Origin of the sequence: Streptomyces sp. MA5143a (assembly GCF_900290235.1) — a bacterium.
In the GTDB taxonomy this organism is placed as follows: domain Bacteria; phylum Actinomycetota; class Actinomycetes; order Streptomycetales; family Streptomycetaceae; genus Streptomyces.
On sequence record NZ_OLMK01000043.1, the window covers coordinates 1 to 13,811 of the forward strand.

Sequence of the window (13,811 nt, forward strand, 5' to 3'; positions counted from 1 at the left end):
AGGGCCGGAACTTCGGCGATCACGACCAGTCGTTCGGCCAGGACGGAGGCCAGACGTGAGCAACGACGCAGCCACCGCGACGCCCGCGATCACCGGCACCGCCGGCACCGCCGGGGACGCCGCGCCCGCACCGGAGGCACCGCCGCACGGGCTCGGCGTGTCCCTGCCGTCCGCCGACGCCCGCGCCAAGTCCGAGGGCACCTTCCCGTACGCGGCCGACCTGTGGGCCGAGGGCCTGCTGTGGGCGGCCGTCCTGCGCTCACCGCACCCGCACGCGCGCATCGTGTCCATCGACACGTCCCACGCGCGCGAGATGCCCGGCGTCCGGGCCGTCGTCACCCACGAGGACGTGCCGGGCACCCCGCTGCACGGCCGCGGCAAGATCGACCGGCCGGTCTTCGCCTCCGAGGTCGTGCGCCACCACGGCGAGCCCATCGCGGCCGTCGCCGCCGACCACCCGGACACCGCGCGGATGGCCGCCGCCGCCGTCATCGTCGAGTACGAGGTGCTCGACCCGGTGATCGACCCCGAGCAGGCCTTCGAGGCCGAACCCCTGCACCCCGACGGGAACCTGATCCGTCACATCCCGCTGCGCCACGGCGACCCCGACGCCGCCGGCGAGATCGTCGTCGAGGGGCAGTACCGCATCGGCCGCCAGGACCCGGCCCCCATCGGCGCCGAGGCCGGCCTCGCCGTGCCCCGCCCCGACGGCGGTGTCGAGCTGTACCTCGGCTCCACCGACCCGCACACCGACCGCGACACCGCCGCCGCCGTGTACGGCCTGGCCCCCGACCGCGTGAAGATCGTCGTCACCGGGGTACCCGGCGCCACCGCCGACCGCGAGGACCAGGGCTTCCAGCTCCCCCTCGGGCTGCTGGCGCTGAAGACCGGCTGCCCGGTCAAACTGACCGCCACGCGCGAGGAGTCCTTCCTCGGCCACGCGCACCGGCACCCGACGCTCCTGCGCTACCGCCACCACGCGGACGCCGAGGGCAGACTCGTCAAGGTCGAGGCCCAGATCCTGCTGGACGCGGGCGCGTACGCCGACACCTCGTCCGAGGCCCTGGCGGCGGCCGTGTCGTTCGCCTGCGGCCCGTACATCGTCCCCAACGCCTTCATCGAGGGCTGGGTGGTCCGCACCAACAACCCGCCCTCCGGCCATGTCCGCGGCGAGGGCGCCATGCAGGTGTGCGCAGCGTACGAGGCGCAGATGGACAAGCTCGCCAAGAGACTGGGCCTCGACCCGGCCGAGCTGCGCATGCGCAACGTGATGTCCACGGGAGACGTGCTGCCGACCGGGCAGTCCGTCACCTGCCCGGCCCCGGTCGCCGAACTCCTCGAAGCGGTCCGGGAGTTCCCGCTCCCTGCGCTGCCGAAGGACACCCCCGAGGAGGAGTGGCTGCTGCCGGGCGGCCCCGAGGGCGCGGGCGAGCCGGGGGCGGTCCGGCGCGGCGTCGGCTACGGCCTCGGCATGGTCCACATGCTCGGCGCGGAGGGCGCCGACGAGGTCTCCACGGCCACCGTGAAGGTCCACGACGGCATCGCCACCGTGCTGTGCGCGGCCGTCGACACCGGCCAGGGCTTCTCCACCCTCGCCCGGCAGATCGTCCAGGAGACCCTCGGCATCGACGAGGTCCACATCGCCCAGGTCGACACCGACCAGCCCCCCGCGGGCGCCGGCTGCCGCGGCCGCCACACCTGGGTGTCGGGCGGAGCGGTGGAACGCGCGGCGAAGATGGTCCGCACCCAGCTGCTCCAGCCCCTGGCCCACAAGTTCGGCATGTCCACGGAGCTGCTCCAGATCACCGACGGCAAGATCACGTCATACGACGGTGTCCTGTCGACGACGGTCGCGGAGGCGCTCGACGGCAAGGAGCTGTGGGCCACCGCGCAGTGCCGCCCGCACCCCACCGAGCCGCTGGACGGCGCGGGCCAGGGCGACGCGTTCGTGGGCATGGCCTTCTGCGCGATCCGCGCGGTCGTGGACGTCGACATCGAACTCGGCTCCGTACGGGTCGTGGAGCTGGCGGTCGCCCAGGACGTGGGCCGGATCCTCAACCCCGCGCAGCTCGACGCCCGGATCGAGGCGGGTGTCACCCAGGGTGTCGGCATCGCGCTGACGGAGAATTTGCGCACCCCGCGCGGTCTGATCCGCCACCCCGACCTGACCGGCTACTCCCTGCCGACCGCGCTCGACGCCCCCGACATCCAGATCGTCAAGCTGGTGGAGGAGCGGGACGTGGTGGCCCCCTTCGGCGCGAAGGCGGCCAGCGCGGTGCCGGTGGTCACCTCACCGGCGGCCATCGCCTCCGCGGTCCGGGCCGCGACGGGCCGTCCCGTGAACCGCCTCCCGATCCGGCCGCAGGCGGCGGTGGTGACGGGGTCCTGACGGGTCCTGAGGGGTGCGTGGCCGGTCGGCGCGGACGAGATGCCGGCCGGTTGTGACAGGTGGCCTGCCGGTCCTGCCCCTTCCCGAGCGGCACCCGGCGAGAGCTCGTTGGCCGGTGTTCGCGTGTGCGGCGGGCGTTGTCAGTGGGGCGGCGTAAGGTTCTGGGAGTGGGACGACAACGGCCGCTGGGCGGCGCGGTGTTGTCCCCTGCCGGGGGGTAGCGCGCCGCGCACCATGTGCTGGGGGAGCCGAGAGCACGATGACGATGGGGACCATGGGCCTGACGGACCTGAACGACCTGACGGACCTGACCGTGACCGCCGGACCGGCGACACTGTCGGGACTGGCACTGGACCTGCCCGCCCTGCTGCTGGACGAGGAGTTCGGCCAGAGCAGGGTGTGGCGCTTCGAGGACTTCGACTTCCCGGCGACGCTCACGCACGAGCCGACCCGCCGCTTCCTGCGCGACATGGGTCTGCCCGAGGAGCACGCGCTCTTCCAGCTCGACACGGACATCCCGCTGCCGACCCTCGCCGAGTACTACGCGCACGAACGCCCCGGGTTCCCCGCCGAGCGACTTCCCGCCGAGGCGACCCGACTGATCAGACTCGGCCACTTCGTCGAGGGCAACAGCGTCGTCCTCGACGGCACGACGGGCGCCGCCCTCAACTGGAGCGAGCCCGAGTCCACGCTCTGCCCCCTCAACGCCGACATCTCCACCTTCGCCTTCACCCTCTGGCTCCTCCAGCGGGAGAAGCGTGAGAAGACGGCGACGGGCTGCTGGGTGGAAACCCTCCGCAACGAGGCCTGCGCGGACGGCTGAACGCTCCACTGCCCCGCCCTGCCGGGGGGAACACGACAACGGCCGACCGCTTCTCAGCGGTCGGCCGTCCCTCCTGCGGAGGCCGTGGCGGGATTCGAACCCACGTAACTCGCTTTGCAGGCGAGCCCCTGAACCACTCGGGCACACGGCCGGGTTGGGGCAATCATGGCGCTTCGGGTGATTGCTCCGTACTCGATGTGTAGACCGTAGGCGGGGGGAGGGGCGGGGCTCAAGGGATGGGTGGGGGCTGCAACGGGACTGCCATACGCCGTTCATGAAAGGGCGTGGCGTGTGGGGGTGCCCGGGGCTCGTGGGGGAGTAGGGGCTGGGACGTACGACCAAGGTCGCACGGGGGCGGGACTCCGGACAGGGGTCAATGTCGGGCATGCCCCTTACGCTGGCGGGCATGGGTGCTCTGAGGCCGCGTGGCACGGGCGTTGCGCGGGACGCTGATCCGGTTGTTGTCGGCGAGTGTACGGAGGGGGTGCTGGGGCGCTCCTACCGGGCGCTCAGCGTCGGCATCGTCTCCGTCGTGCTGCTGATCGCCTTCGAGGCGATGGCGGTCGGGACGGCCATGCCGGTCGCCGCACGGGAGTTGGACGGGGTCTCGGCGTACGGCTTCGTGTTCTCGGCGTACTTCACCACCAGCCTGTTCGGCATGGTGCTGTCCGGGCAGTGGTCGGACCTGCGGGGGCCGCTCGGGCCGCTGACCACGGGCATCGCCGCGTTCGCCGCCGGACTGCTCCTTTGCGGCACCGCCGGCGCGATGTGGCTGTTCATCCTCGGCCGGGCCGTCCAGGGACTCGGCGGCGGCCTGGTCATCGTCGCACTGTACGTGGTGGTCGGGCGGGCCTACCCGGAGCGGCTGCGGCCGTCCATCATGGCGGGGTTCGCCGCGAGCTGGGTCATCCCCTCCGTCGTCGGCCCCCTCGCCGCGGGCGCCGTCACCGAACAACTGGGCTGGCGCTGGGTCTTCGTGGGCATCCCGGTCCTGGTCGTGCTGCCGCTGGCGCTGGCCCTGCCCCAGATACGGCGCCGGGCGTCGGGACCGGTCGGAGGCGGCCCGGGGTCCGGCCCCGACACCCGGGCCGACGTCCCCTCTGCGGCGCCCCCCTCCGCGTCGTCGCCGTCCACAGCGTCCCTCTCCGCGTCGTCGCCCTCCACGGCGTCCCCTTCCGCGGACGGCGCCCCTTCCGGGGCCCACCCCGCCGCGTCGCCCCCCTCTCCTGCTTCTGCCTCAGCGCCGGCTCCTGTCCCTTCGTCGGCTGCCCCTTCCCCCTCTCCGTCCCCCTCCTTCGACCGCCGCCGTATCCGGCTCGCCCTCGGTATCTCGGTGGGGGCCGGGCTCCTGCAGTACGCGGCCCAGGATCTGCGGTGGCTGTCGGTCGTGCCGGCGGCCGTCGGGGTGGCGCTGCTGGTGCCGGCCGTGCTGGGGCTGTTGCCGAGGGGGGCGTACCGGGCGGTGCGGGGGCTGCCCTCCGTGGTGCTGCTGCGCGGGGTGGCGGCGGGGTCGTTCATCTCGGCCGAGTCGTTCGTGCCGCTGATGCTGGTCACCCAGCGGGGACTGTCACCGACGCTCGCCGGGTTCTCGCTCGCGGCGGGCGGCGGGGCCTGGGCGCTGGGGTCGTGGGTGCAGGCGCGGGCGCGTGTGGAGCCGTACCGGGAGCGGTTGATGACGACCGGCATGGTGGTGGTCGCGGCGGCGATCGTCACCGTGCCGAGCGTGCTGATCGAGACGGTGCCGGTGTGGACCGTGGCCGTCGCGTGGGCCTTCGGGTGCTTCGGGATGGGCCTCGTCATCTCCTCCACCAGCGTCCTACTGCTCAAGCTCTCCGCCCCGGAGGAGGCAGGCACCAACTCCGCCGCGCTCCAGATCTCCGACGGCCTCTCCAACGCGCTGCTGCTCGCGGCGGGCGGCGCCGCCTTCGCCGCGCTCGGCGGCGGCGCGGCCGGCCACACGGCCACCACGGCCTCCGGCAGCGGCTCCCACCCGGCCGCGTTCGTCGCCGTGTTCCTGCCGATGGCGGCGGTGGCGCTCCTGGGGGCCTGGGTGACGACACGGCTACGGGAGCGGTGAGGGGCGGAGCTTCGGCTCGGACGCGCGTGCGGGCGGCGGCGGTCTCCCCCATCGTTCCGTACGCGTCGTCCAGCGGGCCCAGCCCGCGTAAACCGGTGGGGCCACCGCCCGCTTCCCCTCTAACCTCGCCCCATGACCGAGATCACCCACCGCCTCGACCCCGCACTCCATCGGGCCCTCGCCGACCTCGCCGACGCGCAGGGGCGGGGGCCGGACGAGGTCGTGGGGGAGGCACTGGAGGCGTACGTGCGGGCGCAGGGGGCGCTCGTGCGGGAGCAGGCCGAGCGGCTCGCCTCGGCGCACGCCGAGCTGTTGCGGAGGTTGGGGGAGTGAGCCGTCATCTGACCGTCGCCGAGGTCACCGCCCTCGCCGAGGCCGCCTTCGGCGGGCGGGCGCCCGAGCAGCGGGAGCCCGGACTGCTGGAGTCGGCCGTGCACCGGCCGCGCGCCCGTATGTTCGGCACCGCCGCCTACCCGGACCTCCACGACCAGGCGGCCGCACTGCTGCACGCCCTCGCCACGAACCACCCGCTCGTCGACGGCAACAAGCGCACGGCCTGGCTCGCGGCGGCCACGTTCCTCGCCGTCAACGGGGTCGACCTCGCGGACGTGGACCAGGACCGGGCGTACGACCTGGTCATCGATGTCGCCTCCGGGGACGAGGGCGACGTCGCGGTGATCGCGGGGCGGCTGAGGTCGTTGTGAGGTGGATCCCATCGCCGGGGGGACGGGTGTCGTACGCGCGTTGACCCGGTCGCGCCGCCGGTAGGGTGGCCCGGTTGTCATACGTAGCCGAGCCGGCCGAGCCGCTGTGGCAGGGCCGCTCGCCGCTACCCCACCGAGCCGCCCGACCACAGATCACAGACCGGAGACCGTGACTACCTCCCGCCCGTCGCCCACCGCCACCCTCAACGGAGGGCCCTCCGGGCCCGCGCCCATGACCGCTTCCTCGAACCACCACCTCTCACCCGCCTTCCCCGGCCGCGCCCCCTGGGGTACCGCCAGCAAGCTGCGTGCCTGGCAGCAAGGGGCGATGGAGAAGTACATCCAGGAGCAGCCGCGGGACTTCCTCGCGGTCGCGACGCCCGGCGCCGGTAAGACCACCTTCGCGCTGACGCTCGCGTCCTGGCTGCTGCACCACCACGTCGTGCAGCAGGTGACCGTCGTGGCGCCGACCGAGCACCTGAAGAAGCAGTGGGCGGAGGCGGCGGCGAGGATAGGGATCAAGCTGGACCCCGAGTACAGCGCGGGGCCGCTCGGCCGCGAGTACGACGGGGTCGCCGTCACCTACGCCGGTGTCGGCGTGCGCCCCATGCTGCACCGCAACCGCAGCGAACAGCGCAAGACCCTCGTCATCCTCGACGAGATCCACCACGCCGGCGACAGCAAGTCCTGGGGCGAGGCCTGCCTGGAGGCGTTCGAACCGGCCACCCGGCGACTCGCCCTCACCGGTACGCCCTTCCGGTCCGACACCAACCCCATCCCGTTCGTGACGTACGAGGAGGGGCAGGACGGCATCCGGCGGTCCTCCGCCGACTACACCTACGGCTACGGCAACGCGCTCGCCGACAACGTCGTGCGGCCCGTCATCTTCCTCTCCTACAGCGGCAACATGCGCTGGCGTACCAAGGCCGGGGACGAGATCGCCGCGCGGCTCGGCGAGCCCATGACCAAGGACGCCATCAGCCAGGCCTGGCGTACCGCGCTCGATCCGCGCGGCGAGTGGATGCCGAGCGTGCTGCGCGCCGCCGACCAGCGGCTCACCGAGGTCAGGAAGGCCATCCCGGACGCGGGCGCCCTCGTCATCGCCTCCGACCAGGAGTCGGCGCGCGCCTACGCCAAGCTCATCCGGGAGATCACCGGCCACGGGGCGACCCTCGTCCTGTCCGACGACTCCGGCGCCTCCGACCGCATCGACGAGTTCAGCCACAACACCGACCGGTGGATGGTCGCGGTGCGGATGGTGTCCGAGGGCGTCGACGTGCCGCGGCTCGCGGTGGGGGTGTACGCCACCACCATCTCCACCCCTCTCTTCTTCGCGCAGGCCGTCGGGCGTTTCGTGCGGTCCCGGCGGCGCGGCGAGACCGCGTCCGTGTTCCTGCCCACGGTGCCCGACCTCCTCGGCTTCGCCAATGAGATGGAGCGCGAACGCGACCACGTCCTCGACAAGCCCAAGAAGGGCGGCGAGGAGGACCCGTACGCCGAGGAGGAGAAGCTCCTCGCGGAGGCGGAGCGGCAGCAGGACGAGGACACCGGCGAGCAGGACATGCTGCCGTTCGAGGCGCTGGAGTCCGACGCGGTCTTCGACCGGGTCATGTACAACGGCGCCGAGTTCGGTATGCAGGCCCACCCGGGAAGCGAGGAGGAGCAGGACTACCTAGGGATCCCGGGGCTCCTCGAACCCGACCAGGTGCAGCTGCTGCTCCAGAAGCGGCAGGCCCGGCAGATCGCGCACAGCCGCCGCAAACCGGACGCGGAGGCCGACCTCGTCGAGCTCCCCGCCGACCGCCGGCCCGTCGTCACCCACAAGGAACTCCTCGAACTGCGCAAGCAGCTCAACAGCATGGTCGGCGCCTACTCCCACCAGAGCGGCAAACCGCACGGCGTCATCCACACCGAGGTACGGCGGGTGTGCGGCGGACCGCCGAGCGCCGAGGCCACCGCGGGCCAACTGCGGCAGCGCATCGCCAAGGTGCAGGAGTGGGCCACCCGCATGAAGTGACAGCGACGCCTGGCGGGGCGTCGGTCGCGCGGGCGGATGACGGCTGATCGCACGGCGCGTGGGGAGGCCCGCGCGCCGTGCGGCGCGCTGTGTGTGCCCTGTGAGCCGCGCCTCTACATTTCGCGACAAACCCAAGTAGTCCGTACCGCTCCTTGACCGGATTCTGGACGGAGTCTTCCGCTCAGCGAACCGGCTCGTCTACTGTCCCGCTACGCAAACGCCCCGTGGCAGCGCCGCCGCGGAGCGCAGCCGTGAAGCGACTCCGCCCGGAAGCCAACCGGGTCCAGCCGATCGGCGGCCTCTGTAGCGCGTCGTCGACGGGACCGGTGACGCATCCCTCGCGAAGGGGGCCGCCGCCCTCACCACGAAGGAGTGGGCGTCGTGACCGCGGAGACCTCTCAGACGCTGGATCGGGGACTGCGTGTCCTCAAACTTCTCGCCGACACCGACCACGGGCTGACCGTCACCGAGCTGTCCAACAAGCTCGGGGTCAACCGGACCGTTGTGTACCGTCTGCTCGCCACGCTGGAGCAGCACTCCCTCGTACGACGTGACCTGGGCGGACGTGCCCGGGTCGGGCTCGGTGTGCTCCGCCTGGGCCGCCAGGTGCATCCGCTGGTACGGGAGGCCGCGCTGCCGGCGCTGCGGTCCTTGGCGGAGGACATAGGTGCCACCGCGCACCTCACCCTCGTCGACGGCACCGAAGCGTTGGCCGTGGCTGTCGTCGAGCCGACGTGGACGGATTATCACGTCGCCTACCGGGCCGGATTCCGTCATGCGCTGGACCGGGGGGCCGCCGGACGCGCGATCCTGTCGGCCCGCCAGCAGCCGGGGGACTGGCCCGGGTACGCGCTCACGCACGGTGAACTGGAGGCCGGGGCGAGCGGTGCCGCGGCGCCGCTGCTCGGTGTGACCGGTGTCGAGGGCAGCGTCGGTGTCGTCATGCTGGCGGACGCGGTGCCGGAGCGGGTGGGGCCGCGCGTGATGGACGCGGCCCGGGAGGTGGCCGACGCGCTCCGCTGACCCGGGCGGCGGACCGAGCCGAGGCACCCCCGTGACCCCGGCTCCCCGTAACCCCGGCTCCCCGTAACCCCGGCTCCCCGTAACCCCGGCTCCCCGTGACCCGGAGATCCGTGCCCCCTCCCGTGATCCGGTCTCCGCCCGCCGGTTCTGTGGCCGCCGGTCTCCGCGCACCTGCCCTACGGCCTGCGCGCGTCCTGCGGCGCGTCCAGGGTGTCCAGGGTCTTCAGCCACTCCAGGACCAGCTTCGCGAAGGTCTCCGGCTGTTCCATGTTGGCGTAGTGGCCCGTGCCCTCGATGGACACGGCGCGTCCGGGGCCCGCGACCGTGGTGGTGAGGCGTTCGGCCATGGCGATGAGGTCGGGGGCGTCGAGGGCGCCGTTGACCGCGAGGACCGGGACCTTGATGGTGGCGGCCCGCGCCCAGGTGTCCGTCACCGGCACGTGCCAGTCCGTCTCGCCGAGGGTGTGTTTGGAGACGGTGTCGCGGTTCATCTCCCGCACGCGGCGCACGAGCTCGGCGTCCACGTCGTCCGCCGTGCGGTACGGGCCGACGACCGCCTCGGCGGCGACGTCGAGCCAAGTCTCGATGTCCCCGGCCATCAGCGCGCCGTAGTAGCGGGCGACCGAGTCCTTCGTCCACGGCTCCGTGAACTCGGGCTCGCTGGTGCCGACGTTGCTGACGACGAGGCCCCGTACGAGATCCGGGTACTCCAGCGCGGTGTCGACCGCGATGCCCCCGCCCATCGACATGCCGATCAGCACGGCCGGACCGGCGTCGAGATGCCGCAGCAGCGCGGCCAGGTCGTCGGCGAACCGGAACGGCTTGCTCGCGTTGGCCGAGGCGCCGTGGCCGCGCGCGTCCGGTGTGATCACCCGGTGGTGGGCCGAGAGCGGCGGGACGAGATCGCGCCACATCCGGCGATCGGTGAAGCCGCCGTGCAGCAGGACCAGAGGGAGGCCCGTGCCGGTGTCGCCGTAGGCGAGCGGGCCGTCGTCGGATGCGAACGTGAACACCTGAGAGGCATCAGTCATGACAACTAAGGTGTCATCTTGCGGATGGAATGGCAACCCAGGTGTCACCCTGGTCGGGTGACGCAGAACGACAGCGACAACGAGACCGGTCGAGCCGCCCACGACACCGACGGGGACCTGCCGCTCCCGCCCGAGGTCCTCGCCGGACGGCTGTACGAGGTGTTCGCCGTCCTCGGCCCCCTGTACCGCCGGGTCACCAAGGCCGTGGAGCTGAAGGCGCCGATCGTCGGGCTCTCCATCGGCGTACGGGCCGTACTGGAGCTGCTGCGGGCCAGGGGCCCGCTGACCGTGCCGCAGATGGGGCGGGCCCTGGCGGTGAGCCGGCAGTTCGTGCAGCGGATGGTCAACGAGGCGGCGGACGGCGACCTCGTCGAGGCCGTCCCCAACCCGGCCCACCAGCGGTCGTCCCTGATCCGGCTGACGGACGCCGGGCGCACCGCCATCGACGACCTCATCGCCCGTGAGAGCCGGCTGATGGAACAGGTCGGGGGCGACATCACCGGCGCGGACATCGACACCTGTGTGCATGTGCTCACCCAGCTGCTCGCGGTCTTCGAGGACGCCGACGGGAAGTGAGTTCCGGCACCCTGGCCGGGCCCGCGCCCACCGCCCCCTGGCCGGAACCGCGCGTCGCGTTAGATTGACTCCGTGCTCTCTCGCCTCTCCCGTCTTTCGCGTCCCGCCGCCGTAGCCGTCTGTGCCGTGCCCGTCGTGGGGCTGCTCGCGACGGTCGCGTTCGCACCGTTGCCGTTCACCATCGCGCAGCCCGGTATGACGGCGAACGTCCTCGGCGAGAACAAGGGCGAGCCGGTGATCACCATCTCCGGTGCGCAGACCCGGCGGACCACCGGCGAACTGCGTATGACGACCATCGTGGCGACGGGCCCCGACGCCGACGTCGACCTCGGAGACGTGCTCGACAACTGGTTCCGCACCGACCGGGCCGTCATGCCGCGCGACGCGGTCTACCCCAGCGGCGACTCCGTGAAGGAGATCGAGGAGCACAACGCGGCCGAGATGAAGGAGTCCCAGGACACGGCCACCGAGGCGGCCCTCGCGTACCTCGGTGAGGACGCCGACGACGTCAAGGTCACCCTGCGGCTCGCCGACGTCGGCGGCCCCAGCGCCGGCCTGCTGTTCTCCCTCGGCATCGTCGACAAGCTCGACGGCGACGGCAGCGGCGGCGACCTCACCGGCGGCCGGGTCATCGCCGGTACGGGGACCATCGACGGCTCCGGCAAGGTCGGCGCCGTCGGCGGGGTGCCCCTCAAGACCCAGGCCGCCCGCCGTGACGGCGCCACGATCTTCCTGGTCCCCAAGGCCGAGTGCGCCGACGCGAAGGCCGAGCTGCCGAAGGGGCTCAGGCTCATCCCGGTGACCACGCTGAAGAACGCGGTCAGCTCCCTGGTGGCCCTGGAGACGGGCAAGGGGTCCGTCCCGAGCTGCTGACCCCGGCCGCCCGCCGTTCATGAGGCGAGGCCGCGCACCCGGAACTGCATGACGCGGTACGGCCAGCCCGCCTCGGTGTTCCACTGGCTCACCGACAGGTGCAGGTCGTCGAGTGTCGACCCGGGAATGACGTAGCCGCCGTACAGCTGCGCCACATGGCCGTCGTCCTCGCTGCCCCAGGCGGTGCCCCGCAGCAGGGTGCGACGGTGGGCGGTGCGCAGGTCCGCCGTGGGGTGGGCCGCGACCAGGCCCTCGATCCGGTAGTCGCCCTGGTTGAACCAGGTCAGCAGCCACCGGCCGTCGACCATCCGCAGGCACAGCTCGCCGAACGTGCCGTCCAGGACGGGAGTGGGCCGGTTTCCCCAGGCCCAGCGGCCGTCGGGGGCCCGTCCCCACGGCTCGTAGGCGCCGGGGTCCGTCAGCTGGTCGGGCCGCACCCGGTGCAGGATGACCGGCTTGTCCCGCTGGAAGCCGGTGGACAGGACGTAGACGTGGCCGTCGTCTCCGAGGGCCCAGGTGAGCAGCTGGAACATGCCGTCGTGCAGGTCCGGGGCGAACACGGCACCGGTGGGGACCCAGGTCATGCCCGAGTCGTCCGACCGCCGGATCTCGGTGCGCACCACGTTGCCGAGCCCCTTGTTCACCATGACGTGCAGATACATGGTGTCGCCGAGGGTGATCACGTCTGACGGCAGCACGGTGGAGTACTCCGGGTTGTCATGGCCGTACGGCCACAGCTGCCGGGCGTGCCGGCCGCCCACCGCGCCGGTCCAGACGACCGGCCGGTTGGGCCCGCCGAAGCGCCCGTACAGCGCCACGGGTGAACGCCACCAGCCGCCGCCGACCCTGGCCTCCTCGAAGGTGTCGCCGAAGACGAACAGCAGCCGGCCGTCCGGCGTCCGCACCGGCACGCCCAGGTCGGTGGCCTCCATCCGGAAGCGGGTGGTGAGACCGGGGCCGGTGAGGTCGGCGACCTTGGACACCCGCAGGGGCCCGACCGCCGCGTGGGCCGGGCCGCGAAGCAGCGAACCGCCTGTCAGGGCCGCCGCGGCGGTCGCCCGAAGGAACCCGGCCCGACTGAGGTGGACCGGGCGGACGGGGGCCCGGGGCGGACGTGGGGCGCTGCCGGGGGTGCCGGCGGGGGCGCTGTCGTGCATGAACGCTCCTTGGTGCAGGTGGAGTGGGACGAGGGGGCATCGGGGACGGGGGTGGCGGTGTGCCCCGCTCTCCGGTGGGGCACACACTGCCGCTCGGCCGCGGGTTCAGTTGCCGTACTGGAGGGGGCGGTAGGCCTTGTACTCGCTGCCGGCCGCCAGCCCGTAGGTCACGGAGCGGTAGCTGGTGCCGTAGGTGCCGCGCTGTTCGTAGGCCGTGTAGGAGCGGTGGGCGTCGTCGTTCCACTTCTCGAAGATGACCACGTGGCGGGTGTTCCTGTCGCCGAGGGCGTCGATGACGAGGTCACCGGGCTGGAGCTCGCTCATGGGGATGGGGCGGGTGACCCTCCCGCCGGCCAGCCCCACGGTGGTCAGGCCGGGCGCGGGCAGGCCGAGTGCCATGGAGGTGTAGCCGGAGCAGTCCTGCCGGTAACCGTCCCGCCAGTGGGAGACCTGGCTGTAGGGCACCGGGCGTCCGTTGTTCGCGGTGAGCCAGACCGCGGCCCGCTGGAGGGTCCCCTGCCGTGAGCCGGGCTGAGGACCGGGCGGCGGGGTCGGGCCGGGCCGCACCGGGACGCCCGGCAGCCGGTCCTCGGGAATGTCCACCGCGACCACGGTCAGGAAGCCGGTGACGGGCTGCGTGATGTGGGCCATGAAGGTGGAGCAGGCGCTGCCCTCGCACACCCTGCGGCCGGTGTCGACCTGGTAGTCGGCCGTGATGCGGTCCTGTCCGGGGGAGGTCCGGTTGATCATGCCCACGGAGGGTGAGCCGATGTCCGGCGTGGCATGGACGACCCAGCGTGTTCCCCAGGTGGGGAAGGAAGCGGCGGCCTGCCGGGCGGCGGTCTCCAGGGCCACGGTGCCGGGGGCGGGAGCCGCAGCGCCGGTCGTGCCGTGGGCCGGTACGGCGACGCCGCCTGCGGCCAGGCAGGTCAAGGCGAGCGCCGGCAGGAAACGGCGCACGCCGCCGGGGTGCCGGGCGGGGAGCGGACGGGTGCCGTGACGGCGGGTGGTGGACATGGGGTCCTCTTTCTTCGGGATGGGATGGGATGGGGTGGGGTGTCCTGATGGGCCGACGGGGCGGCGGGCCGACGGGAACGTGCAAGGAGTGCGTGGGAAGCGCCTGGCAGTGCGCGGGGGGCGG

12 protein-coding genes and 1 tRNA gene are annotated in these 13,811 nt (G+C 72.8%); 9 read left to right on the forward strand and 4 right to left on the reverse strand.

What is annotated here, in order from left to right:
* Positions 1 to 55: 55 nt before the first annotated feature.
* Both SMA5143A_RS19920 and SMA5143A_RS19925 read left to right on the forward strand, forming a co-directional pair.
* Positions 56 to 2,389 carry a xanthine dehydrogenase family protein molybdopterin-binding subunit gene (locus SMA5143A_RS19920; RefSeq protein ID WP_107464261.1) on the forward strand — a complete coding sequence of 778 codons (2,334 nt, stop codon included), beginning with the start codon at positions 56 to 58 and terminating at the stop codon, positions 2,387 to 2,389.
* 259 nt (positions 2,390 to 2,648) lie between these two features.
* A complete protein-coding gene (locus SMA5143A_RS19925; RefSeq protein WP_258193630.1) occupies positions 2,649 to 3,212 on the forward strand; it encodes an SUKH-4 family immunity protein in 564 nt (187 codons plus the stop codon).
* Positions 3,213 to 3,291: 79 nt separating this feature from the next.
* Here SMA5143A_RS19925 and SMA5143A_RS19930 read toward each other — a convergent pair.
* Positions 3,292 to 3,363, reverse strand: a tRNA-Cys gene (locus SMA5143A_RS19930).
* Positions 3,364 to 3,618: 255 nt separating this feature from the next.
* On the opposite strand from SMA5143A_RS19930, the gene SMA5143A_RS19935 reads away from it, so the two are divergent.
* The 5 genes from SMA5143A_RS19935 (at position 3,619) to SMA5143A_RS19950 (ending at position 9,033) form a co-directional block, all read left to right on the forward strand.
* A complete protein-coding gene (locus tag SMA5143A_RS19935; RefSeq protein ID WP_107464262.1) occupies positions 3,619 to 5,289 on the forward strand; it encodes an MFS transporter in 1,671 nt (556 codons plus the stop codon).
* 132 nt (positions 5,290 to 5,421) lie between these two features.
* Positions 5,422 to 5,622, forward strand: coding sequence for a hypothetical protein (locus SMA5143A_RS42595; RefSeq protein ID WP_146193920.1), 201 nt, complete (start codon positions 5,422 to 5,424; stop codon positions 5,620 to 5,622).
* A complete protein-coding gene (locus SMA5143A_RS19940) occupies positions 5,619 to 5,993 on the forward strand; it encodes a type II toxin-antitoxin system death-on-curing family toxin (protein ID WP_107464263.1) in 375 nt (124 codons plus the stop codon). Before SMA5143A_RS42595 ends, SMA5143A_RS19940 begins: the two co-directional genes overlap by 4 nt.
* A 232-nt stretch (positions 5,994 to 6,225) precedes the next feature.
* Complete coding sequence (locus tag SMA5143A_RS19945) at positions 6,226 to 8,010, forward strand: DEAD/DEAH box helicase (RefSeq protein WP_055538603.1); 1,785 nt, start codon at positions 6,226 to 6,228, stop codon at positions 8,008 to 8,010.
* Between the two features lie 381 nt (positions 8,011 to 8,391).
* Positions 8,392 to 9,033 (forward strand): IclR family transcriptional regulator, encoded by a 642-nt coding sequence (locus SMA5143A_RS19950; RefSeq protein ID WP_055715537.1) that lies wholly within the window; start codon positions 8,392 to 8,394, stop codon positions 9,031 to 9,033.
* 176 nt (positions 9,034 to 9,209) lie between these two features.
* Here the strand turns inward: SMA5143A_RS19950 and SMA5143A_RS19955 are convergent, their stop codons facing one another.
* Positions 9,210 to 10,064 (reverse strand): alpha/beta fold hydrolase, encoded by an 855-nt coding sequence (locus tag SMA5143A_RS19955; RefSeq protein ID WP_107464264.1) that lies wholly within the window; start codon positions 10,062 to 10,064, stop codon positions 9,210 to 9,212.
* 57 nt (positions 10,065 to 10,121) lie between these two features.
* Here SMA5143A_RS19955 and SMA5143A_RS19960 point away from each other — a divergent pair, with 57 nt between their 5' ends.
* Both SMA5143A_RS19960 and SMA5143A_RS19965 read left to right on the forward strand, forming a co-directional pair.
* A complete protein-coding gene (locus SMA5143A_RS19960; protein ID WP_258193631.1) occupies positions 10,122 to 10,640 on the forward strand; it encodes a MarR family winged helix-turn-helix transcriptional regulator in 519 nt (172 codons plus the stop codon).
* A 72-nt stretch (positions 10,641 to 10,712) separates the two neighbouring features.
* Positions 10,713 to 11,513, forward strand: coding sequence for a S16 family serine protease (locus SMA5143A_RS19965; RefSeq protein ID WP_107464266.1), 801 nt, complete (start codon positions 10,713 to 10,715; stop codon positions 11,511 to 11,513).
* Positions 11,514 to 11,530: 17 nt separating this feature from the next.
* Here the strand turns inward: SMA5143A_RS19965 and SMA5143A_RS19970 are convergent, their stop codons facing one another.
* Both SMA5143A_RS19970 and SMA5143A_RS19975 read right to left on the reverse strand, forming a co-directional pair.
* Entirely contained in the window at positions 11,531 to 12,670 is a 1,140-nt protein-coding gene (locus SMA5143A_RS19970) for a DUF4185 domain-containing protein (RefSeq protein WP_107464267.1), read from the reverse strand.
* Between the two features lie 105 nt (positions 12,671 to 12,775).
* Complete coding sequence (locus SMA5143A_RS19975) at positions 12,776 to 13,687, reverse strand: hypothetical protein (RefSeq protein ID WP_107464268.1); 912 nt, start codon at positions 13,685 to 13,687, stop codon at positions 12,776 to 12,778.
* Between the last annotated feature and the right edge of the window lie 124 nt (positions 13,688 to 13,811).